20 protein-coding genes are annotated in these 21,977 nt (G+C 54.4%); 9 read left to right on the plus strand and 11 right to left on the minus strand.

Going from position 1 to position 21,977, the window contains the following annotated elements:
* Positions 1-4 precede the first annotated feature (4 nt).
* Genes LH86_RS09700 through LH86_RS09715 form a run of 4 tightly spaced genes read left to right on the plus strand, consistent with a single transcriptional unit; the run spans position 5 to position 3,429 of the window.
* Complete coding sequence (locus tag LH86_RS09700) at positions 5-529, plus strand: fimbrial protein (RefSeq protein ID WP_039300690.1); 525 nt, start codon at positions 5-7, stop codon at positions 527-529.
* A 12-nt stretch (positions 530-541) separates the two neighbouring features.
* Positions 542-1,045 carry a fimbrial protein gene (locus tag LH86_RS09705; RefSeq protein ID WP_039300692.1) on the plus strand — a complete coding sequence of 168 codons (504 nt, stop codon included), beginning with the start codon at positions 542-544 and terminating at the stop codon, positions 1,043-1,045.
* Between the two features lie 16 nt (positions 1,046-1,061).
* A complete protein-coding gene (locus LH86_RS09710; protein ID WP_039300695.1) occupies positions 1,062-1,967 on the plus strand; it encodes a fimbrial protein in 906 nt (301 codons plus the stop codon).
* Positions 1,968-1,995: 28 nt separating this feature from the next.
* Positions 1,996-3,429, plus strand: a complete 1,434-nt coding sequence (locus tag LH86_RS09715; RefSeq protein WP_071842823.1) for an EAL domain-containing protein — start codon at positions 1,996-1,998, stop codon at positions 3,427-3,429.
* Positions 3,430-3,578: 149 nt separating this feature from the next.
* Here LH86_RS09715 and LH86_RS09720 read toward each other — a convergent pair whose 3' ends face one another.
* The 4 genes from LH86_RS09720 to LH86_RS09735 all read right to left on the minus strand — a co-directional run bounded on the left by LH86_RS09720 (position 3,579) and on the right by LH86_RS09735 (position 7,629).
* A complete protein-coding gene (locus tag LH86_RS09720) occupies positions 3,579-3,797 on the minus strand; it encodes an acyl carrier protein (RefSeq protein ID WP_008454337.1) in 219 nt (72 codons plus the stop codon).
* Positions 3,798-3,814: 17 nt separating this feature from the next.
* Complete coding sequence (locus LH86_RS09725; RefSeq protein WP_039300698.1) at positions 3,815-5,248, minus strand: AMP-binding protein; 1,434 nt, start codon at positions 5,246-5,248, stop codon at positions 3,815-3,817.
* Positions 5,245-6,363, minus strand: coding sequence for a cytochrome c552 (locus LH86_RS09730; protein WP_039300703.1), 1,119 nt, complete (start codon positions 6,361-6,363; stop codon positions 5,245-5,247). Before LH86_RS09730 ends, LH86_RS09725 begins: the two co-directional genes overlap by 4 nt.
* Before the next feature lie 126 nt (positions 6,364-6,489).
* On the minus strand, positions 6,490-7,629 hold the full coding sequence (locus LH86_RS09735; RefSeq protein WP_039300707.1) for a D-alanyl-lipoteichoic acid biosynthesis protein DltD: 1,140 nt from the start codon (positions 7,627-7,629) through the stop codon (positions 6,490-6,492).
* 598 nt (positions 7,630-8,227) lie between these two features.
* Between LH86_RS09735 and LH86_RS09740 the strand changes: the two genes are divergently transcribed.
* Complete coding sequence (locus LH86_RS09740; protein WP_039300710.1) at positions 8,228-8,740, plus strand: GNAT family N-acetyltransferase; 513 nt, start codon at positions 8,228-8,230, stop codon at positions 8,738-8,740.
* A 5-nt stretch (positions 8,741-8,745) separates the two neighbouring features.
* Positions 8,746-9,276, plus strand: coding sequence for a phospholipase D family protein (locus LH86_RS09745; RefSeq protein ID WP_039300713.1), 531 nt, complete (start codon positions 8,746-8,748; stop codon positions 9,274-9,276).
* Positions 9,277-9,380: 104 nt separating this feature from the next.
* On the opposite strand, the gene LH86_RS09750 is transcribed toward LH86_RS09745, so the two are convergent.
* Positions 9,381-10,088 carry a dihydrofolate reductase family protein gene (locus tag LH86_RS09750; protein WP_052045566.1) on the minus strand — a complete coding sequence of 236 codons (708 nt, stop codon included), beginning with the start codon at positions 10,086-10,088 and terminating at the stop codon, positions 9,381-9,383.
* Positions 10,089-10,335: 247 nt separating this feature from the next.
* On the opposite strand from LH86_RS09750, the gene LH86_RS09755 reads away from it, so the two are divergent.
* Positions 10,336-11,229 (plus strand): AraC family transcriptional regulator, encoded by an 894-nt coding sequence (locus LH86_RS09755; protein ID WP_039300716.1) that lies wholly within the window; start codon positions 10,336-10,338, stop codon positions 11,227-11,229.
* 83 nt (positions 11,230-11,312) lie between these two features.
* Positions 11,313-11,957, plus strand: coding sequence for a metal-binding protein ZinT (gene zinT, locus LH86_RS09760; RefSeq protein ID WP_039300719.1), 645 nt, complete (start codon positions 11,313-11,315; stop codon positions 11,955-11,957).
* A 36-nt stretch (positions 11,958-11,993) separates the two neighbouring features.
* Here the strand turns inward: zinT and LH86_RS09765 are convergent, their stop codons facing one another.
* The 6 genes from LH86_RS09765 to LH86_RS09790 form a co-directional block, all read right to left on the minus strand.
* Entirely contained in the window at positions 11,994-12,677 is a 684-nt protein-coding gene (locus tag LH86_RS09765; protein WP_039300722.1) for an outer membrane protein, read from the minus strand.
* Positions 12,678-12,695: 18 nt separating this feature from the next.
* On the minus strand, positions 12,696-13,193 hold the full coding sequence (locus tag LH86_RS09770; protein ID WP_039300725.1) for a GlcG/HbpS family heme-binding protein: 498 nt from the start codon (positions 13,191-13,193) through the stop codon (positions 12,696-12,698).
* A gap of 92 nt (positions 13,194-13,285) precedes the next feature.
* Positions 13,286-13,903, minus strand: a complete 618-nt coding sequence (locus LH86_RS09775) for a response regulator transcription factor (RefSeq protein ID WP_071842865.1) — start codon at positions 13,901-13,903, stop codon at positions 13,286-13,288.
* Positions 13,903-15,210, minus strand: a complete 1,308-nt coding sequence (locus tag LH86_RS09780; protein WP_039300730.1) for a sensor histidine kinase — start codon at positions 15,208-15,210, stop codon at positions 13,903-13,905. The genes LH86_RS09775 and LH86_RS09780 overlap by 1 nt, the downstream gene beginning before the upstream one ends.
* Positions 15,211-15,321: 111 nt before the next feature.
* On the minus strand, positions 15,322-16,971 hold the full coding sequence (gene fumA, locus LH86_RS09785) for a class I fumarate hydratase FumA (RefSeq protein WP_039300732.1): 1,650 nt from the start codon (positions 16,969-16,971) through the stop codon (positions 15,322-15,324).
* A gap of 55 nt (positions 16,972-17,026) precedes the next feature.
* Positions 17,027-18,538, minus strand: coding sequence for a DASS family sodium-coupled anion symporter (locus tag LH86_RS09790; protein WP_039300735.1), 1,512 nt, complete (start codon positions 18,536-18,538; stop codon positions 17,027-17,029).
* Between the two features lie 619 nt (positions 18,539-19,157).
* On the opposite strand from LH86_RS09790, the gene LH86_RS09795 reads away from it, so the two are divergent.
* Positions 19,158-21,938, plus strand: a complete 2,781-nt coding sequence (locus tag LH86_RS09795; protein ID WP_039300737.1) for a flavocytochrome c — start codon at positions 19,158-19,160, stop codon at positions 21,936-21,938.
* Positions 21,939-21,977: the final 39 nt, after the last annotated feature.

The raw sequence follows: 21,977 nt of genomic DNA on the forward strand, positions 1-21,977 counted from the left end.
AAGCATGACTAAATCTCTTTATATCATCGGCATCGCCCTGTCACTGTTCGCTGCCGCTACGGAAGCGGCAGACAGCACGATTACTATTCGCGGTAATGTCCGGGACAACGCCTGTTCTGTGGCGGCGGAGTCAAAAGATTTCACCGTCGACCTGATGAACAACCCGGCCAAACAGTTTTCTGCGGTGGGTGCCACCACGCCGCTGGTGCCTTTCAACATCGTGCTTTCCCCGTGTGGTGGCCTGGCCACCGCGGTGAAAGTCGGGTTTACCGGCGTGGCCGATAGCGTCAACACCAGTTTATTAAAGCTGGACAGCGGCGCGGCGGCGGCAGGCATGGGGATCCAAATCCTGAACAGCGCCCGCACACCGCTGCCGATCAACGCGGGGTCGTCAACTATTCAGTGGACCACGCTGGTGCCCGGCCAGACCAACGTGTTGGGTTTTTATGCCCGCCTGATGGCAACGCAGTTGCCGGTCACCGCCGGGCACGTCAATGCGACCGCAGTATTCACACTCGAATTTCAGTAACCGGAGACAGACATGAAATGGATTCTACCCGGAAGGGTGCTTGCCGGGGTGCTGATAGTGCTCTCTTTCACGGCAAAAGCAGATGACGTCACTATTACCGTGAACGGCAGGGTGGTAGCGAAGCCCTGCACGATCTCGACCCCCACGGCGACGGTCGATCTGGGCGATCTCTATACCTTTAGCCTGGTGCAGGCCGGTGCCTCGTCCACCTGGCATGATGTTGTCCTGAACTTGACCAACTGTCCGGTCGGGACCTCTAAAGTGACCGCGACGTTCAGCGGCACGGCGGATGCTACGGGGTATTACGCCAACCAGGGCACGGCGCGTAACCTCCAGCTTCAGCTCCAGGATAACGGCGGCGCGACGTTGAATAACGGCACCAATAAAACGGTTCCAGTAGATGCCGGTAGCCAGGGGGCGAGTTTTCCTCTGCAGGTCAGGGCGATAACGGTTAACGGCGGGACTACTCAGGGAACTATTCAGGCGGTGATCAATGTCACCTACACCTGGTCCTGATCGTAAGGAGGATGCAATGAAAAAAGTCATCGCGTTATTGGCTACGGTGGCCGGCCTGGGATGGTCAACGGTAAGCCAGGCATTTACCTGTCAGTCGCTGGGGACATCCATCAGCGGTTCCGGCACCGTGAACGTCAGGGTTAATCTTGTGCCGTCCATTTCGGCAGGGCAAAACTTAGTGGTCGACCTTTCCCAGTCGATTCAGTGCAAAAACGATGCCCCAGCCCAATATACCGATCCGGTACGGATCAGATCCGGCTCCGCTTATCAGGGCGTGCTCTCTGCTTTCAGAGGGTCATTAGGCTATTTCGGAGTGCAATACCCTTTCCCGACCACAACGGAAACCGCCTGGGTGAACCACACCTGGGGCGATTACCGTGGCTGGCAGGCCGTGCTGTATTTAACGCCTATCAGCACCGCCAGCGGCGTAGTGGTTAAAGCCAACACCATGATTGCCCAGCTTATTCTAGAAAAAGAAGACTCCATTAACGGAAATCGCCAGATCATCAACTGGAATATCTACGCCAACAACGATGTCGTGGTGCCCACCGGCGGCTGCGATGTGTCTGCCCGTAACGTGACGGTAAATCTGCCGGATTATCCTGGCACGGCACCTGCGCCCGTCACCGTGCGCTGCGCGCAAAACCAAAGAATTGGTTACTTTTTGTCTGGCAACACGCTGGGTAGCGATAACTCTATTTTCACCAATACGTCAGCCAGCTCGCCTGCACAGGGGATTGGCGTTCAGCTGTTGCGTAATGGAGCCGCTTTGGGGGCAGGCAGCGCCAACACCGTTTCTCTGGGAACGGTGGGGACGATCCCCGTTAATCTGGGGCTGACAGCGACCTACGCGCGAACCACCGGGCAGGTTACGGCGGGTAATGTGCAGTCGATAATCGGGGTGACGTTTGTTTACCAGTAGCGGCTCACCTGGAAAGGCGGGCGGGCGTGTGACCTACATTCTTTCGCCTTGCAACATGATGGCGTGCGGGCTGGCGAATTTGTTAGCCGCAGGTCAGACCCAGGCACTCTTTTTCCCTGGTTTGGGAGCAGAAAGAGCGCTGGGGGAGAGCGGGGCGCGGTTTGTGGTTTATCTGCCCGATCGGCCCTACTGGCTGCTTGTCGTCCTGCGGCAGGTAGCGCAGCTGCTCGATCGAAACGACGGCCAGCTATCCATGCTCATTTTGAGCCGAAGTTCAGCCTCATGGGTCTGGCGTTCGCTGCAAAAGTTAGTGAAAAAAGAAGGTTATCTTAGCGGTGTGCGAGTCGCGCCGTCCGATCTGCCCAGCGCCAGTCTGGCCGCGCTGCTGCGGGGGGACTGGAATAGCAGCGTTAGCCTCAAAAAACACGCCCTTGAAGAGGAACTGGTGAGCCAGATCCGGCCAGAGGGTCTCACCCGAAAAGAGCTGGATGTGCTGGTGGACTCCCTGGCCGGGCAGACGATTCAGGAGCAGGCGAAACAGCGCGGCGTCAGCCATAAGACACTCTATGTACAGCGCATGTCCGGCCTAAAAAAAATGGCTCATCCGCTGCTGCATGAGAAAGCACCGATGGCTAGCAATCAGCAGAAAAAAGGAGACTCAGCGGGGATGCTGGCTGCCCTTTCACCGTTTGAAAGGGAGCTGGTTTATGCCATCCACAACCGCCATATTTACCCGGTATTCCAGCCTATTGTGAACGGTGGGCTGCAGCTAAAAGGGTTAGAGATCCTGGCCCGCTGGCATCGAAACGGACAAACCCTACAGCCCGCAGAGTTTCTGCCGCAGATCCGTTCCAGCTATACGTGGCGGCTGTTAACAGCGTTTATGTTGCAAGAGGCGGTGGGCGGCATTAATCAGTACCAGGGGGAATATTATTTCGCGGTGAATATTCCGGCCGAGGTTTCAAATAGTGAAAGTTTGTTCGGCATTATTAAACAGTTGAGTACGCGGCTGATAAACCCGTTCTGGACGGACAGACTGGTGCTTGAAATCTCAGAAGACCTGAATTTGCAGCAGCAACAGGATAGCCGGTTCTTTATTACCCAGCTTCAGCACCAGGGATACCGGGTGATGCTGGATGATTGCTTTTCGCAGAGCAGCGTTTATTTCCCGGTACGGGCGGTGCGGTTCAACGATTACAAACTGGATCGCAAAGTCGTGGCCGACGCGCAGTATGAACCTCACGCGCTGGCGCTGATCAAAAGCCTGGCGTACTACTGCGAATTAACGGGAAGTTACTGTGTTGCCGAGGGTATTGATAGCCGGGAGAAGTTAAGGCTGCTGCTTGCATCCGGGGTGCATCTCTTTCAGGGGTACAGTATCTCTCAGCCCGTTTTCAAGTTTGAACTGCGGCAAATGATCGCGGCTTTGAAAAAAAGAGAGACGGTGCAGCCTATAGCCTGAATCAGCGCTTTTTACCCTCACCCTCTCCCTGGAAGGGATAGGGGATAAAAAGCGTTCCCAGCCTTCTCTTTTCTCCCTCTCCCCTTTGGGGAGAGGGCAGGGGTGAGGGGCAGAACTGTTCCCGAATGTTTGGGAAAGAACAGGTCGGTTTAGCGATTCTCTTCAATATAACGCGCCAGATCCGCCGGGGTTTTCAGCACGGTGGCGACTTCCGTCGGCGGGATCATGCAGCCGTACACATCCTGCACTTCCAGCACCAAATCAACGGCCAGAATAGAGTCGAGAATGTCGGACTCGATCAGTTCATCGTTAAAACCGACTTTGCGGGATAACACTTTTTCAAACAGGGCGAGAATTTCTTGTTCCATCTTATTTTCCTGGGTCATTAATTCGTGCGAGCCTGGGTATCCAGCAGCTTGCGGTCGATTTTGCCGTTAGGGTTCAGCGGCAAAGCGTCTTTAATAATGATTTGTGAAGGCACCATATAAGGTGGGATGACCTTCGCGAGCGAAGTCTTGATCGCCTCCGGGGCAAGGCCAGTGACGCAGAACGCCGCAATGCGCAGCACGCCGCCGCCGGATTTCATCAGCGGCAGCACCACGGCTTCGCTAATGCCGGACATCGCCAACAGGCGGTTTTCAATCTCGTTGATTTCAATCCGGTAGCCGTTCAGCTTGATCTGGCTGTCGTTGCGGCCCTGGCAATACAGCACCCCGTCTTCGTAGCCTAGATCGCCGGTGCGGTAGCCGCGATATTGTTCGCTTTCGCGGTGTAGCAATTTTGCGGCGTTTTCCTGCGGCAGGCCAAGATAACCGCGCATGACGTTTTTCCCCCAGATAATCAGCTCACCTTCTGAGGTAATCTCCATGTGGGATTCCGGCATCATGGTGCCCACCGGCAGCACGTCGTTTTCGCTGTGCAGGATCTCGTCGGTAATTTCAATCACCGTGGTAGCGATGGTGGCTTCCGTTGGGCCATAGGAGTTCAGGATCTTAGCCTGTGGGAAACGGCGGCGCAGTTGTTTTACCAGCGCCTTATTCAGCACTTCGCCGATGAACACAAACACGCTCAGTGCGGGTAAATACTCGGCGCTAAACTGCGGGGAAAGCAGCTTCTGGTAAGCAAAAGAGGGCGTAGAAACCCAGGCCGAAACCTCGTTATCTTTCAGACGATCGAGCCAGTTTTCAGCGGCAATATCTTCCTTAGCGTTCAGCACAATGTGCCCGCCGGTGGCGAGGTTCGCCAGCAAAGGAATCAGGGACAGGTCGAAGCTGAACACCGCATGGTTCATTAACACCGGCACGTCCGGCAGCGCAAAGTCATTGCGCACCCACTTCATAAAGTGCCACAGGCTCTCGCGGCCAATCTGCACGCCTTTCGGTTTCCCGGTGCTGCCTGAGGTAAACATGATGTAGGCCAGGTCCGGCTCGGCCAGTACGCTGCCGGTTTCGCCGGTCGCCACAAACTGCTTCGCCACGACGTCGTAATAATAAGGGGCGCTGGCAAGCTGGCAGATCTCTTTCAGCCGCTCCTGCGGGTAGATGCAGTCCACCGGGATATACGGGATGTTGTGCAGCAGGCAGCTGTAAATGGCCACGGCAAATTCGGCCTGCTGGTGCCCGTATAAAACCACCGGTGTACCGGCAGGCTGTTTGCACTGCGCGTAGCGCTGCGCCCAGTTGGTTGCGGCGACGGAAAGCTGTTGCCAGGTCAGAGCGGTATCACTACCGCTGATGGCTAACTGGTCTGGACGCGCGGGGTCAAGTAATGCCGCACGCAGAAAATCCTGCAGTTCCTGAAGCTCTGGATGAAGGTTCATAGAGGTGACATTCCACTAAAGATGTAGAGGGAGACCGCGGCGCTAGCCAGCGTCAGAATTCGTCCAAAAAACGCGATAACCGGATGGCGTAACCCGTTACTCAAGGCCGGGCTGCGTTTGGCTGACCAAAGCAGCATGTTATGGGCAACGGAAATGGCGCCGAACAGCGCGCCGCTGATGACGTAGTGTCGTTCAAGCCCGTTCCAGGCCCCCATGCAAAAGAGCGTGCAAAAGATGCCTACGTTCTGTGCCAGGGTTTTATTTTGACGGAAGAAATCGAGCTTCATCAGATTCATGTAAATCGGCATAAAGACCACGTCGCGCAGCCACTCAGAAAGGCTGATGTGGAAGCGGCGCCAGAAGTCCTGCGGGTTTTTAGCCAGAATCGGCATATTGAAGTTGGCCGGAATATTCAGGCCAAACAGCCGTCCGGCGCCGATAGCCATATTGCTGTAGCCCGCAAAATCAAAATAGAGATAGGCGCTGTAGGCGATAGACATCACCACGCCGACGGTGAGAGTGAACGGCCGGTGACTCCAGGACTCAATCACCAGATTGTCGATCAGCATCGCAAACAAAAACTTCTGCACGACGCCGGTGACGATTTGCTCCACGGCCAGTAAAAACTGTTCGCGGGTCAGCCTGAATACCGGCTTATTAATATCGCCGATCCAGGTTCTCCAGCGGTACATCGGGCCCGCGAGAATAATAAACGGCATAAACAGATAGCAGAAATAATGCAAAAAGTTCTGGCCATCTTTTTTGCTGCGGTAAAGCAGCACGTCAATGGCGCGGAAGGTCATGAACGACAAACCAATCATGCCCCAATGATTATTCAGGTGTAGCTTCACCAGCAATAGTGGCAGTAGCGTGAGGGTGACCGCTTGCCAGGTTTTTAACCAGCCTTTTTCTTTCAGGGTGACGAGAAGATAAAACGAAAAGAATACCGCCACCGGAACCAGGTAATCGCCCTGGAAAATATATCCCCAGGCCAGTGCCGCGAGAACGGAGAATGCCGCCAAATAAGTCAGCCGGTAATGCAATACGCGGTTAACCAGCGCAAACAGCAGTGCCGATGAAAACAGAAAGAAAAAAAATGCCCCGGAGCTATACATCATTCATCCTTCAGAATTTTTGATATTCAAAATGCACTTTGATACTCATGCTGTCGTCCACGGAAGACCAGGCGATCACCGTGATGGCCAACAACAGGTAAAGCACAAACAGGCGAACGGCAGTTTTCATCGTGTAAAGCTCTCGGCAATAAAACGATCCATGGCAACCCACGCCAGCTCGGTGGGATGCAGGCGATCCCAGTTCCAGCCGTTCTGGTAAGGCTGAGCGTACATATCGAAATAGCGCACCTGGTTTTGCTCGAGATACGCCCTGATCTGGCGGTCAACGGGCTGGAATTTCTGCGTGTTTTTCAGCGCCCACGGGTTAAGCGGGTCGACGATCACCACGAACTGGGCATGGCGAGATTTGAGCAGATCGATGGTGGCTTTGAAGGCTTCCATCTGGCGGTTTACCGCCGGCGTTTCATACCACTCTTCCGCCGTTTTTCCGTCTTCATAAACGCTTTTGTCCATCCACAAGGTGGCGGCGCTTTGCTGACGGACCTGGTTCAATACGCGAGCATGGGTCAGCTGTTCGTTCCAGTCCGGCGCGGCGTACTTTTCAGCGGGAGCGGGCCACGAACGGTGCGGTTCGGGCACAATGTGTAGCCACGCCAGCCAGTGGTTTTTTATCAGAGTGCAGAAGTTAGCAAACTCATAATTAATGGACTGCCAAATAACATTTGGATGCCAGCCATATATTTTCATTTCGCCCAGGGTTAAATGGCTGATGTCCTCTTCATCAATATGGTGTAAGTAATTGACAAGGAAAGGTCGGGCTTTTTCATCCGCCATCAGCGGGTTGAAAATAGCTGCCGGGAAATGATCGGCAAAAATAGCCGGAGGAATAGTGTCAAAATAAAAACTGTCCGGGGCAAACAGCAGAACAATTTTACTGTTGGCATTTATATCGTTTTTAAAACGTGACAGCAGCAGGAATTGTGTGATGTTATCGACATAACTATCCCCGTAAGCCACCACCGGCTGGTGTAATTGCTTATTAAAGTAATTATATACAGCGTAATGTTCATCTTCGGAGGTCGACACTTCAGAAGCTCCGAGGAAAAATAACGCATTACCTTGTAAAGCATGGGAAATTGTCGCGATTTTCTCTTTTTGATCTTTCGCAGTGCCGTCCATGCTTTTAATCAGCGGCTGGAATGTTAGCGGCGTGGACAAGCCCGTCACCAGGGCCGGAACGCATAAGACCAGAACGGCAAGCAGCGCCATCAGGATATGTAGGCAGAGAGTATTTTTGATCTTCATTATTAATGTAAGGCTACATGACAACCATTTGTTTAAAATTTGTTATTTTGTCTCAACACAACAAATCGTCCCTGTGTACCGCTGCACTATATACCAGCCTTCACCTCGATGATGAGCGTTGCTGTGTAACGGTATGTACAATGAACTTTGCGCAGTAATAAAAGTCTGTGAGGCTAAGCCCTGCGTAAACCAGGGCTGAGAGTGGGGATTATCGCGGCGGTTTATGTCAGGCCGTCTCACTTTTCTGTTCAGATTTATGACAAAGTAAATCGACCATCAACAGATGAATGATAATATGTAAAATATTATCTTTATAGATTTTATGTCTTGATTTTTTATTTCAATCATGTGGTTTTTGGCGCGTTTTAAATTGTTATGAAAAAGATGTTTGTTTATTATTTAATTAACTGCGTTATGCTGATTTTTTATTGATGGTATTGATTTTATTGGTTTTATTTGATTTTTGTCAGTGTGTTTGACGTGCCTCTTGCTTCTCGAAGTATTAAAGAAAATAAAGCTGTATTTTCTAAACTGAAAGCGCAATATGCTTCTCCACACTGTTATCATTTGCCTGAAACCTTCGTCGTGAGTGAATGCCATGAGTTTGAAAATACGTAGAGCAACGCCGGAAGATGTGCCACTTTTAACGGCGCTGGGGAGCACAAGCTATCGCTATCACTTTGAGCGGCATTGGGTTTCCAGTGAAGAACTTCAGGCTTTTATTGAGCAGGAATACGCTCAGGATACGCTCACGGAAAGCCTGGCCGATCCGACGGTTAGCTGGTTTATTGCTGAGGCTGAAAAGCCCGTGGGGTTTGCCAAAATTAGCTGGAACCGCCCGGTGCCGGAGCAGTCGTTTTCAGGCGCTTTGCTGAACAAACTCTATCTGGCGCCCGGTGAGACAGGCAAAAACTACGGGCGGATGATTTTCGACGAAATGATCCAGCTGGCGCAGCAGAGAGGGCACAATTACTTCTGGCTTGAAGTACTGGAGGGGAACGAGGGTGCACGGCGCTTTTATGAGGCCCAGGGCATGCGCCATTTAACCAGCGAAACGTTTTCCAGCGCCACCCAAACCAGCACCATTTATATTCTCGGCAAAAGTCTTTAAACATCATGAAATCAGGTATTCTGTCTGTTTTTTTCATTGCTGCGCTTAGCCTGCCAGCTTCCGCCATGGCCACACCAAACGTTCAGGTAGGCTTTTCCCCGGAAGGTTCGGCCAGAGCGCTGGTGCTGCAGACGCTCGCCGGGGCGCAGAAATCTATCCGCATGATAGGTTATTCGTTCCAGGCGCCCGATATTGTTCAGGCGCTGGTGGACGCGAAAAAACGTGGCGTTGACGTTCGCGTGGTGGTGGATAAAAAGCGTAATCAGAATAAAGCGAGCCTGAAAGCCATGAACGTTGCGGCGGCGAACGGTATTCAGCTTCGCATCGATGGGCACTATCACATTCAGCATGATAAAACGATCGTTGTGGATGAGCGAACCGTGGAAACCGGCTCGTTCAACTTCGCGCCTTCCGCCGAAACGGAGAACAGTGAAAACGTGGTGGTACTAAGCAATATGCCAGATATCGCCAGGCAGTATGTTGCCCACTGGGAAAGCCGCTGGGCGCTGGGTGTGCCTTTCCAGTCCTCTCCGTGAGTGGGTTTGCTTTCCTTAAATAAACGATATTTTGCTGAGATAAAAACAGAGATAGCGCCCGCTGAGCCGCTATCTCTTTGCTATTTAACTCGTGAGTTAAGCGATTAAATTTTGTGGAATTTATAGTTTAACCAGACCATACCTTCTTCAAGTTTCTCAACGGACAACAGCTCAAGCGCCTGCCCCGCAGCCGGTAGATCGCCCGGTTTGCCGTGGAACTCAAAGATGGACGGCATGCCGGAAAGCCCGTCTACGCCGGGGTAAATCAGCAGGCTCAGAGCATCGAGCAGGCCCGCTTTCAGGAAGGTTCCATTGATAGTGCCGCCACCTTCAAGGCGCAGTTTTTTGAAACCAAAATCACGGCCTAAAATCTCCATCGCCCCGGCAATATCCTGGCCTTCGGCACCACTAAAGAGATAAGACACGTTGCATTCGCGCAGGTGGGTGAGGTAGCGGTCAGACACCTTTTCACCCAGTATGGCAATAAAGTCATACTCGCTGCTGGGCTGGTATTTCACCTTTCCGCTGGGGTCGGTGACGATGAAAATTCGCTTCCCGCTACGCGGGGCATTAAACGTTTTTGCGGCTTTGGTTGGCGCTTCGCCGGCGTGTTCGAACGTCTCAAGAGACAGAAACTCCTGCAGCGTTACTCGGCCGAGAATAGTGGCCTCGCCGCCGACCTGTTCAGCCACTTTGAAATAGATATCCAGCACTTCTTCCGCCGACTTCCCGTTAAACGGTTTGCTATAGCGGGTGGTATCCAGACGACCATCGACGGTGGATTCCATATGGACGACAATTTGTGGTTTCATCACTCAGCCCTTTATTTCACAAAAATGGCACGCAACTAACAGGTGATGGGTCGTTAAATCCCAACGTTGCGCAGATTAAGGCCCCTCGGTACTAAAGTCGATAATGCTTCATCGCTCATTTACCGGGGCTTTGCTGAGGCTCATAGTAGTCCTGGGACGGAGGTATGTAATGCTGAATGCTATCTCATCATTGCCTAATACTTGCATTGTCTTAAAATGTGACGGGAGGGTTTCACCAGGGGAAGATATGGAACAGCGTTATGCCGAGTTAAGAGAGAGGCTGCTTTACCTTCTGCCGGACACGCAGAAAACCGCGACGGTAATCGACGGTCTGGGGCTTATCCGTCGTGACAGACCGGTGCGGGATGAAAGCTGCATCTACCAACCGATGATCGAATTTATCGTTCAGGGGCAACGAAAGACGGTTATCGGTAGCCAGCAACTGGAATATGGCGTCGGCCAGTTTATGGTGGCGGGGGTGGACACTCCCTGCCTGTTGAGCGATATCAAAACTGACGCCGATGAACCTTTTCTGTGCGTGAATTTAGAACTTAATCTCTCGCTGATTACCGAACTTGCCGTCGAGCTTGAGGTTGGCGGTGTATCTGAAAGCGACAACCACAAAGGTATCTGCATTACGCCTTGCACACCGGAACTTGTCGATGCTTTGCTGCGGCTGCTTCAGTTACTGGAACGCCCTGGTCATATTCCTTTTCTGGCGCCTTTGTTTATCCGTGAAATGCATTTTTATCTGCTTGCTGGTCCTCTGGGCGCGTACTTGAGAGCGCTTGCAACGGAGGGCAGCCACAGTCAGCGCATTGCGCAGGCCGTGCACTGGCTACGTGGCAACTATCTTGAGCCGCTGAAAATCGAGTGGCTGGCCGACTGTGCCCATATGTCGGTGTCCACCTTCCACCGGCATTTTCGAAAGGTTACCTCCTTCAGCCCGCTGCAATATCAAAAACGCCTGCGTTTATACGAAGCGCAGCGTCTCATGCTGGCTGAGCACCAGGATGCAACCACCGCTGCTTTTCAGGTGGGCTATGAAAGCACCTCGCAGTTTAATCGGGAGTACAAGCGTGAATTCGGCTCCCCGCCGCTGCGTGATATTGAGCGAATGCGTTCCAGCGGCCTTGACTGACCCGGTGGCATTATTCTATTGAATTGACATTTGTTATGTTATAACGTTCTTGTTTTCGTGTAAGGAATACACAGGGGAACAGTATGATCATGAAAAAATCGGCGTTTATTCTGGGCATGGGCGTGTTGCTGGCGAGCCATCAGGCGCTGGCGCACGGCCACCATCACGGCAAACCGCTCACGGAAGTGGAACAAAAGGCGAGCGAAGGGATCTTTGACGACGTTAACGTGAAAGACCGCGCGCTGTCCGACTGGGACGGGATCTGGCAGTCGGTCAATCCTCTGCTGCTCAGCGGCGACCTCGATCCGGTGTTGGAGAAAAAAGCCAAAAAAAGCGGCAAAAGCCTGGCGGAGTATCGCGCGTATTATCAAAAGGGCTATGCGACAAACGTGGAGATGATTGGGATTGAGAATAACGTCATCGAGTTTCACGTTGGCAAAGATGTTCAAAGCTGTCATTACGACTATGCCGGGCACAAAATCCTGACCTACACCTCGGGAAAGAAGGGCGTTCGCTACCTGTTTGAGTGCAAAGACACGCAGTCCAAAGCACCAAAATTCGTGCAGTTTAGCGACCACATCATCGCCCCGCGCCAGTCGCAGCATTTCCATATTTTTATGGGAAGTGAATCACAAGATGCTTTGCTGAAAGAGATGGATAACTGGCCGACCTATTACCCGTACAACATGACCAAAGCGCAGGTTGTCGACGAGATGCTGCATCACTAACCTAGTAAAAAGGCGGCCCGATGGCCGCCTTAGTGGTTAGAACAGGTAGCGAGTACCAATCGTGAACTCGCTGGAGGCCAGACGAGCCTTCATCTGCTCGTCCTTCAGGCCACGCACGTTCCCGAAGGTGTTATAGCCGCTTTCCACTTTCCCCATATCCACGTAGCGATAGCCCACGTCGAAGCTCAGGCGGTCGATTGGCGAGTAGCTGACGCCCGCGCCCAGCGAATAAGCGAGATTGTTTTGCGTGCTGTTGGCGTATTCGCGAGCGGCATTGCCCTGCCAGCCGCCGGCTTTCACTTTCGCAATACCCAGGCCAGCGGTGCCAAATAGCGATACCCCATAGCCCAGATCGTAATCGCGATAGACGTTCAGCATCAGCCGCTCGGTGTTCAGCTTCAGGTGGTTCAGGCTGGTCGGGAAGGCGGTTGAGCCGCTGGTAAATTCAGTTTTCTGGCGGAAGGTATATTCCCCTTCGGTGCGCCAGCCGTTGCCATACTGGTAGCCCGCCGCCAGCGAAGCGCCGCCGAGTCTGTCTTTCTCTTTACCGCCAACAAACTGGCCGACGCCGGGACGGCTGCTGGTGTCCTGGTCACTGGCATGCTGCTCGCTGTGGACGTATTTCGCCGAAGCGTAGTAGCCTTCATCGCTGGTGGCTGCGGCTGCATGTCCCGCGCTCAGCATAAGCGCCAGCGTCAGTAAGCTTTTCTTGTAATGCATGTCCTGCTCCTTGTGGTGTTATCCCGCGTTCAGTTCTTTTTCAATGTTGTTTAAGCCTGCCTGGGCACAGGCCTGATCCAGATGGCCGCCCGGTGCGCCGCCGACGCCGACCGCGCCAATCACCTGTTCACCGGACTTCACCGGCACGCCGCCCGCCAGCAGCAAGAAGCCTGGAATATCACGCAGGTTGGCCGCGCCCGCATTGGACTGAGAGCCCTTCATCACATTGTCGGTTGGGTTTTTGGTGGTCAGCGAGGTGAAGGCCTTCATGCGGCTGGCTTCCACGGTGTGCGGCCCGGCGTTGTCCATGCGCTTCATCACCAGCGGGGTGCCTGAACGATCGACCACGGTGACTGCCACGTTGTAGTTGTCTTTGGCACAGGCCTGAATGACGCTTTGCGCCAGCTTATCGGCGAGGTCGAGGGAGATGTTTTTCTGGCTCAGCACGCCGGTGGCGGCGCTGGCCGTGGAGACGATACCGCCCAGCAGCAGGGCGCTTAACAGAAGACGTTTCATGATGTTGCTCCAGAGTTGTTGGCTATGGGGCAATACTATGCAACGCGGAGATAGCGGGAAATTGGCGCGAACACCTAACTTTCCAGGTAGTTTTACTTAGTCTCTTTGGCGATGTCGCTGTAGGTTTTGAGCAGTTTAGGCAGCGAATTGACTTCCAGTTTGGAAAATATATTAGCGCGGTGAGCCTCCACGGTGCGCGGCGACAGCGAACAAAGCTGCGCGATCTCCTTGCTGGAATAGCCCTGAATAAGTTGTTCCAGCATCTCTTTTTCCCGTGTGGTGAGCGTGGCCAGTTTTTCCTGCAGCGGCTGCCACTGCTGCCGGGCTTCAATCTTCGCTTTCTGTTGTTCCATTGCCGCGCCGACAACCTCGAACAGCAGATCGGCATCAACCGGCTTGGTCAGGAACTCAAAGGCCCCGTTTTTAAACGCGCGGCGGCATAAATCGATGTTGCCGTGCCCGGTCATGATAATCACCGGCAGCGCCAGGCCTTGCTGCGTCCACTCCTCCAGCAGCGTCAGCCCGGTTTTCCCCGGCATGCGGATATCGAGCAGCAGGCAGCCGTCGAGCTGGCTTAAGTCACCGGCGTTTTGCTGAAACGCCTGGGCGCTGTCAAAGGCCAGGGTTTTCCAGCCGACGGTGGCGAGCAGCAGACTCAGCGAATCGCGAATGGCGGCGTCATCGTCAATCAGCCAGATACACGGTGTTATCATTTCTCCTCCTCCTTAAGAGGGAACCACAGGCGGAAGCAGGCTCCACCCTCTGGCGCGTTACTAACCTCAAGGGTGCCGCTCAGCCGCTGTACCAGCGTGTCGGCGAGCGCCATCCCCAGTCCGACGCCCTGCGCGCGGGTAGTGAAGAATGGGATAAAGACCTGTTCCAGCGCCTCCGGGGAAAGCCCCGGCCCGCCGTCCGTTATCGTCAGCGTGATGCCGTTATTTTCCGAACTTGCCTCCAGCTGTATCCAGCCCGCGCCGTTAGTTTGTGCCTGAATCGCGTTGCTGGCGATGTTATGGAGGATTTGCTCCACCCACAGCTGCGGGGCATACAGCGGCGGCAGGTCATCGGCAAAATGGCTGGTCACGCGGATTTTGCTGCTTTGCAGTTCGTTATCCAGCAGTTTGCACACGCGCTGCCAGAGCTGTGGGAGGTTGACCCGCTGGTACTCGGCGCCTTCACTGGTGAGCTTCTGGCGGAACTGGCTGAGCAGGGCATCGATGCGCTTTATCTGCAGCACGGCAGCGTCCAGCAGTTCTGGTACCTGGGCCGGATTGTCCTGTTTAATCAGCCGTACCGCCGCCTGGCTATAGCTCATGATGGCACTCAGCGGCTGGTTTAGCTCGTGCACCATGCCGGCCGCCAGTTCTCCCATGGTATTGAGGCGCGTCAGTTCGGCGTAGCGGACGCGCAGGTCGGCAATGTCCCGGCGGCGTTTATTGGCCTGATATTGCGTCAGCAAGTAGATCGCCAGCGCCCAAAACAGCGCCGGGGAAGCTATCAGCCACCAGGGCAGTTTCGCCCAGGCCGGGCTGTCGCTGACCGAAACTAAAAACGGCTGCGTCGGGCTGGCCACGGTTTTATCCCACTGCCAGTAAGCCGGGGCGGCATTGCCCTGCTCACAAAGGACAGTGTTATTCCAACTGATGCTGAGATGTTGAAAGGTCTTTTTCTCGCCCAGCGTGTCGAGCAGTGTTGGGAGATCAATCAGCAGCGAAAGGTTAGGGCGGTTCAGCCAGTAGCGGCCATTGGCTTCCGGCACAATCGCCAGGCGCGGCTCCGGGTTGTCATGCCGCCGCCACTCGACCACTTGCGGCAGAATGTGCTGCACCTCAACGGTGTTTTGGCTGACGGGCAGCAGCGGAATGATGGCATCGTGCTGGGACAGCTTGACCGTAATTTCACGGTAAAGAATGCGGAAGTCGGCGGATTTGTCTTCGTACTGCTGCTGTAAAAACCAGGCGCCAAGGCCCGCGCAGCTAAGCAGCGTGAGCAGTAGCCAGCTGATTATCCTTAACATGCGGAATCCTTACGTTGGCGTTGGCTGAAATGTGGCCTCAGTATGGGGTAACTTTGGGGCAAAAAAAAGCGGGCGCCGTAGTACCCGCCTTATTATCAGTATTCACTGAACTCAATGCTTGTTACAGCCCGCGCACTGCTTGTTCTGGATCTGCTGGAAGAAGTCGTTGCCTTTGTCATCTACCAGGATAAACGCCGGGAAATCTTCCACTTCGATTTTCCAGATAGCTTCCATACCCAGCTCAGGGTATTCCACCAGTTCAAGGCTCTTGATGCTGTTTTGCGCCAGCACTGCCGCAGGGCCACCGATGCTGCCGAGGTAGAACCCGCCGTGTTTGTGGCAGGCGTCGGTCACTGGCTTGCTGCGGTTACCTTTCGCCAGCATGATCATGCTGCCGCCGTTAGCCTGCAGCTGATCCACATAGGAGTCCATGCGGCCTGCGGTGGTTGGGCCCAGGGAACCGGATGCGTAACCTGCTGGGGTTTTAGCCGGGCCAGCGTAGTAGATTGGGTGATCTTTCACGTACTGTGGCAGCTCTTCGCCGTTATCGAGGCGTTCTTTCAGCTTCGCGTGGGCGATGTCGCGCGCCACGATGATGGTGCCGCTGAGCGACAGGCGAGTGGACACCGGGAAGTCGGACAGCTGGGCGAGGATCTCTTTCATCGGGCGGTTCAGGTTCACTTTCACCGCTTCGCCTTCTCCGGCCTGGCGCAGATCTTCCGGGATGTATTTGCCCGGATTGCTTTCCAGCTTCTCAATCCAGATGCCGTCTTTGTTGATTTTCGCCTTGATGTTGCGGTCGGCGGAGCAGGAAACGCCCATGCCGATTGGGCAGGAGGCGCCGTGGCGCGGCAGGCGAACGACGCGGATGTCATGGGCGAAGTATTTGCCGCCGAACTGCGCGCCCAGGCCGAGCTTCTGCGCTTCTTCCAGCAGCTCTTGCTCAAGCTGTACGTCGCGGAACGCCTGGCCGTGCTCGTTGCCTTCGGTTGGCAGGCCGTCGTAATAATGTGTCGACGCCAGCTTCACGGTTTTCAGCGTAGATTCAGCGGAGGTGCCGCCAATCACAAACGCGACGTGGTACGGCGGGCAGGCTGCGGTGCCCAGGGTACGCATCTTCTCAACCAGGTAATTTTTCAGCTTGGCCGGGGTGATCAGCGCTTTAGTTTCCTGGTAGAGATAGGTTTTGTTGGCGGAGCCGCCGCCTTTGGCGACGCACAGGAATTTGTATTCATCGCCGTCCACGCTGTAGAGATCAATCTGCGCAGGCAGGTTGGTGCCGGTGTTCACCTCTTTGTACATATCCAGCGGAGCGTTCTGGGAGTAGCGCAGGTTGTCTTCGATGTAGGTGTTGTACACGCCCTGAGACAGCGCCGCTTCATCGCCACCGCCGGTCCAGACGCGCTGGCCTTTTTTACCCATGATGATGGCGGTGCCGGTATCCTGGCAGGTCGGCAGAATGCCTTTGGCCGAGATTTCAGAGTTACGCAGGAACTGCAGTGCGACGTACTTATCGTTCTCGCTGGCTTCCGGATCGCTCAGGATATCCGCCACCTGCTGCTGGTGTGCCGGGCGTAGCATAAACGCCGCATCGTGAAACGCCTGCTGAGCGAGCAGGGTTAGCGCCTGTGGCTCAACTTTAAGAATGGACTGGCCTTCAAATTCGCTGACGGAAACGTGGTCGCGGGTTAACAGGTAGTATTCGGTGTCGTCATGCGCCAGTGGGAAGGGATTTTGGTAAACAAAAGGTTTGTTCGACATAGCTCGTTACTCCATAAAAATAAACCGCCGGAGGTTACCCTCCAGCGGCTTTAAATCAGAACATCAGGGACATCCACGGATAACCAATCACCAGCAGCGCGGCCAGGAACAGGCCACCGAAGATGGTACCCAGGCGCCAGTAGTCTTTGGTTGGCAGATAGCCGCTACCGTAGTAGATAGGGCTAGGGCCGGTGCCGTATGGGGTGATGATGCCCATGATACCCAGCGAGGTCACCATCAGCAGACAGAACACTTCCATATTCATGCCCGGAATGGTGGAGGCGATGGTCAGCATCGCCGGCAGCAGCGCGGTGGTGTGCGCGGTGGTGCTCGCAAACAGGTAGTGCAGCAGGTAGAACGCCAGCAGCAGGACAATGGTCGCGGTGCCCGGGGCGATACCTGTCATCAACGCGCCGCCTTCTTTACCCAGCCAGGAGATGAAGCCGGTAGAAGACAGGCCATCTGCCAGGGCAACCAGGGTGGCGAACCAGACGAAGGTGTTCCACGCCGCTTTGTTATTGGTAATGTCGTTCCAGTTCAGAACACCGGTCCACAGCATCAGCACGATAACCAGCAATGCCGCAAGTGCAGGTTCAATCCAGCTTGCCGCGAAGATCCACATCACCAGCGCGGAGCAGACGAACACCAGCAGCAGGATTTCGTTGCGGGACAGTTTGCCCAGTTTTTCCAGTTCACGGCTCGCCCATTTTGGCACTTCGTCGTTCACTTTCACTTCAGGCGGGTAGAGCCAGTAAGCCAGCAGCGGCATGGTGAGCAGTAACAGCAGGCCAAGCGGCAGGAACGCAAGGAACCACATCCCCCAGGAGATGTTGATGCCAACGATGCTTTTCACCAAAGCCAGCGCCAGCAGGTTAGGGGCAAGCGCAGAGAGGAACATGGAGCTGGTGATACAGGCTGCGGTGATAGCCACCCACATCAGGTAAGAACCGATTTTGCGCGAGCTTGGGTCGTTAGGTTTTGAGCCGTACAGCGGCGGCAGGTTAGCGATAATCGGATAGATGGTCCCGCCGCTGCGTGCGGTGTTGGACGGGGTAAACGGCGCCAGCAGCAAGTCGGCGAAGGCAATGGCGTAGCCCAGCGTCAGGCTGCGGCGGCCAAGGTATTTCACCAGAATCAGCGCCAGGCGGCGGCCAAACTGAGTTTTATCGTAACCGGCGGCAAACATAAATGCGCCGAAGATAAGCCAGACGGTGGAGTTCCCGAAGCCGCTAACCGCCCATTTAAAGGAGGCACCCGCCAGCTTGAATTTCGGGTCGGCCATTTGCTCAGGGCTGAACAGCAGCCACTGGCTGCACAGAGAAATGACGACGATCCCGGTCAGGCCGATAACTGCGCCCGGCAGAGGTTCGAAGATAAGCCCGACGATAACGCCGACGAAGACAGCGAAGAAGTGCCAGGCGTACGGCGGCAGGCCGTCCGGAACCGGAACCAGCATCAACAACAGCGCCACAATGATGGGCAGGGCCATCATCAGCCAACGTTTGTTGCTGCCTGCTTTTTTAGAGCTCTCTTTGAGCGGCGGTAGTTTGGTGGTTATTACACTCATAATGACACCGTTATAAGGAGTTAAGGATTCGTTTTATATTTCCGCTTACTTTAGTTTTTTAACTTACTTTATTAATTAAATGTTTTTGGTTAGCGGTTGCGGAAATAAGTATTCATCGCTTTTTTGCGGCGGTGAATTAAATTTTATGGATAGTTATATATTGCGCTTTCGGGGTATATGACAATTGATCGAGATCAAAAAAACAGATTCTGATGATTCTTTTCGTAAAAAATAATAGTTCGTATTTTAGCAGGGTTATTTACGGCAAAAAGTTATCAGTTTGATCATTAAAAAAGCAGCGCTCAGGCCATTTTTGATGTTTTTTGCTGACTCGATTCCGCTTGCTGCGTGGCCTGGGGTGTGTTCGCGGTGTGCATCTACCAGGTAACCGAAATGTTATCTTAATTTAATAAGCTGTTATCTTTTATATTTTAATTAATAACACGTTGTGGGTAATTGTGTTATTACGGTTCTTCAATAGTTTTTAAACTAACGTAAATAGTTTGGTAACTAAAAATAGTCTTATATTGTTGATATGCGAAATGGCCAATAACCAGAACGAAAATAGTGCCAGCAACCGAATTCTCAGTTTTAAATTTTAAAGTTTGGAGTCGACATTATGAGCACCGACAAAAACATGTTAAGCCCATTTACTTTACCTAACGGTACGGCGTTAAAAAATCGCCTGCTAATGGCACCGATGACCACCTGTACCGGGTATTTTGATGGCACCGTGACTGAAGAGCTGGTGGAGTACTACCGCGTCCGCGCCGGGAGCATCGGCACCATCGTGGTGGAATGCTGCTTCATTGACGATTTAGGCCTGGCCTTCCCTGGCGCTATCGGGATAGACAGCGACGAAAAAATTGCCGGTCTGGCAAAAATCGCCAGCGCGATCAAGGCTGAAGGCTCCAGAGCCCTGTTGCAGATTTACCACGGCGGCCGCATGGTCGACCCTAAACTCATCGGTGGCCGCACGCCGGTTGGCCCAAGCGCGCTAGCCGCACCGCGTGATGGTGCTGCAACGCCGCGTGCCCTGACCACGGAAGAAGTGGCGGGCATGGTGACTAAATTTGGTGAGGCCGTTCGCCGCGCCATTCAGGCTGGTTTCGACGGCGTGGAAATCCACGGCGCGAACACCTATCTGATTCAACAGTTCTACTCCCCGAACTCAAACCAGCGTGACGACGAATGGGGCGGCAGCCGCGACAACCGCGCTAAGTTCCCGCTTGCCGTGCTGGATATCACTCATCAGATGGTGCGCCAGTATGCCGACGACGCCTTCATCATCGGCTACCGTTTCTCCCCGGAAGAGCTTGAGGTCCCTGGGATTCGTTTCGACGACACCATGTACCTGCTGGAAAAACTGGCCGCGCGCGGTCTGGATTACCTGCATTTCTCCCTGGGCTACTCGCTGCGTCCGTCCATTAACGACACTACCGACCCGACGCCGCTGATCAACAAATACTGTGCAATGCGTTCCGACGTGCTGGCGCAGATCCCGGTGATGGGCGTGGGTGGCATCGTGAATGCTTCCGACGTGGAAACTGCACTGGAGCACGGGTATGACCTGGTAGCCGTAGGCCGTGCCTGCATCGCCTACCCGGACTGGACGGCCCGCATTGCCAACGGCGAAGTGCTGGATCTGTTTATCGACAGCACCAAACGCGAAGAACTGACCATCCCTGAGCCGCTGTGGCGCTTCTCACTGGTCGAGGCGATGATCCGCGACATGAGCATGGGCGGTGCCTCTAAATTTAAACCGGGGATCTTCGAAGAAACCGTCAGCGACGACGTCAACCAACTGGTGATTAACGTCAGCCTCGATAGCGACCGGATCGCCGATATCGCGCTGGCTGCTGGCCCGCAGGACGACGTGGAATTCACCACTAACTTCGAAGAAATTCGTACCCGCATCCTGACCGCCAACTCGCCGTTTGTGGATGCCATTTCCGGCGCGACTTCCCAGAGCGAAGCGGTGAAAAAAGCCGTTTCTAAAGCGATGGTGAAATCCAGCAAACAGCAGGCGTTTGAAGAAAGCGGCGGCGTTAGCGCCCCGCAGAGCTACGACGTGGTTGTGGTCGGCAGCGGCGGTGCTGGTCTGGCGGCGGCGATTCAGGCGCATGACGAAGGTGCCAGCGTGCTGATCGTTGAGAAAATGCCGTCCATCGGCGGGAACACCGTCAAGGCATCTGCCGGGATGAACGCGGCGGAAACCCGCTTCCAGCGCGTAAAAGGCATTTTCGACAGCAAAGAGCTGTTCTATGCCGAAACCCTGAAAGGTGGCTACAACAAAAACAACCCAGAGCTGCTGCACCGCTTTGTGGAAAACGCCCCGCAGGCCATTGAGTGGCTGGCGGATCGCGGCATCATGCTGAACGACATCACCACCACCGGCGGGATGAGCATTGACCGTACCCACCGCCCACGCGACGGATCTGCGGTCGGCGGCTACCTGATCAGCGGCCTGCTGCGTAACATCAACAAACGCAGTATCGACGTGCTGATGGAGACTGCAGTAACGGAAATCCTGTTTGACCAGGGCGCGGTGAGCGGCGTGGCGCTGCTGACGGATGAAAACGAAGCGCTGACCATCCACGCGAAAAGCGTGATCGTGGCGACCGGAGGCTTCAGCGCCAACAGCTCGATGGTGGTGAAATACCGCCCGGATCTGGAAGGCTTTGTCACCACTAACCACAAAGGCGCCACGGGCGGCGGCATCGCGCTGCTGGAAAAACTGGGCGCAGGCACAGTGGATATGGGCGAAATTCAGATTCACCCAACCGTGGAGCAAACCACTTCGTACCTGATTTCCGAGTCCATTCGCGGCGGCGGTGCCATCCTTGTGAATCAAAAAGGCAGCCGCTTCTTCAACGAAATGGAAACCCGCGATAAAGTGTCGGCGCAGATTATCGCGCTGCCGGAGAAATACGCTTACATCGTGTTCGACGAGAACGTTCGCACCAAAAACAAAGCGGCGGATGAGTACATCGCCAAAGGCTTTGTGGTCAGCGCCGAAGGGCCTCGCGAACTGGCGGAGAAACTGGGGATGGATTACCACACCTTCCTCGCCACGCTTGAGCGTTACAACGGCTTCGTGGAAAATCAGTACGACGAAGATTTTGGCCGTAAAACCGCGCTGCGTAACCCGATTAAAGATGGCCCGTTCCACGCCATCCGCATCGCCCCAGGGGTGCACCACACCATGGGCGGCGTGACCATCAACGCCGAAACCGAAGTGCTGGATAAACAGCATCAGGTTATCCCAGGCGCGTTCGCGGCGGGTGAAGTGGCCGGGGGGATTCACGGCGGCAACCGCATCGGCGGTAACGCGGTGGCGGATATCATTGTCTTTGGTACCCTGGCGGGCCATCAGGCGGCAAGCTGGGCAAAACGCTAAGCCCAACTGCGCTCCGGCCTTTGCCGGGGCGCAACCTTT

It is taken from the genome of Cedecea neteri (genome assembly GCF_000758325.1).
Taxonomy (GTDB): domain Bacteria; phylum Pseudomonadota; class Gammaproteobacteria; order Enterobacterales; family Enterobacteriaceae; genus Cedecea; species Cedecea neteri_B.

Excerpts from the sequence above, each read along its gene's own strand:
- LH86_RS09700 (WP_039300690.1), top strand. The coding sequence starts at position 5 with ATGACTAAATCTCTTTATATCATCGGCATCGCCCTGTCACTGTTCGCT.
- LH86_RS09705 (WP_039300692.1), top strand. The coding sequence starts at position 542 with ATGAAATGGATTCTACCCGGAAGGGTGCTTGCCGGGGTGCTGATAGTG.
- LH86_RS09710 (WP_039300695.1), top strand. The coding sequence starts at position 1,062 with ATGAAAAAAGTCATCGCGTTATTGGCTACGGTGGCCGGCCTGGGATGG.
- LH86_RS09720 (WP_008454337.1), bottom strand. The coding sequence starts at position 3,797 with ATGGAACAAGAAATTCTCGCCCTGTTTGAAAAAGTGTTATCCCGCAAA.
- LH86_RS09725 (WP_039300698.1), bottom strand. The coding sequence starts at position 5,248 with ATGAACCTTCATCCAGAGCTTCAGGAACTGCAGGATTTTCTGCGTGCG.
- LH86_RS09730 (WP_039300703.1), bottom strand. The coding sequence starts at position 6,363 with ATGTATAGCTCCGGGGCATTTTTTTTCTTTCTGTTTTCATCGGCACTG.
- LH86_RS09735 (WP_039300707.1), bottom strand. The coding sequence starts at position 7,629 with ATGAAGATCAAAAATACTCTCTGCCTACATATCCTGATGGCGCTGCTT.
- LH86_RS09740 (WP_039300710.1), top strand. The coding sequence starts at position 8,228 with ATGAGTTTGAAAATACGTAGAGCAACGCCGGAAGATGTGCCACTTTTA.
- LH86_RS09745 (WP_039300713.1), top strand. The coding sequence starts at position 8,746 with ATGAAATCAGGTATTCTGTCTGTTTTTTTCATTGCTGCGCTTAGCCTG.
- LH86_RS09750 (WP_052045566.1), bottom strand. The coding sequence starts at position 10,088 with ATGAAACCACAAATTGTCGTCCATATGGAATCCACCGTCGATGGTCGT.
- LH86_RS09755 (WP_039300716.1), top strand. The coding sequence starts at position 10,336 with ATGGAACAGCGTTATGCCGAGTTAAGAGAGAGGCTGCTTTACCTTCTG.
- zinT (WP_039300719.1), top strand. The coding sequence starts at position 11,313 with ATGATCATGAAAAAATCGGCGTTTATTCTGGGCATGGGCGTGTTGCTG.
- LH86_RS09765 (WP_039300722.1), bottom strand. The coding sequence starts at position 12,677 with ATGCATTACAAGAAAAGCTTACTGACGCTGGCGCTTATGCTGAGCGCG.
- LH86_RS09770 (WP_039300725.1), bottom strand. The coding sequence starts at position 13,193 with ATGAAACGTCTTCTGTTAAGCGCCCTGCTGCTGGGCGGTATCGTCTCC.
- LH86_RS09780 (WP_039300730.1), bottom strand. The coding sequence starts at position 15,210 with ATGTTAAGGATAATCAGCTGGCTACTGCTCACGCTGCTTAGCTGCGCG.
- fumA (WP_039300732.1), bottom strand. The coding sequence starts at position 16,971 with ATGTCGAACAAACCTTTTGTTTACCAAAATCCCTTCCCACTGGCGCAT.
- LH86_RS09790 (WP_039300735.1), bottom strand. The coding sequence starts at position 18,538 with ATGAGTGTAATAACCACCAAACTACCGCCGCTCAAAGAGAGCTCTAAA.
- LH86_RS09795 (WP_039300737.1), top strand. The coding sequence starts at position 19,158 with ATGAGCACCGACAAAAACATGTTAAGCCCATTTACTTTACCTAACGGT.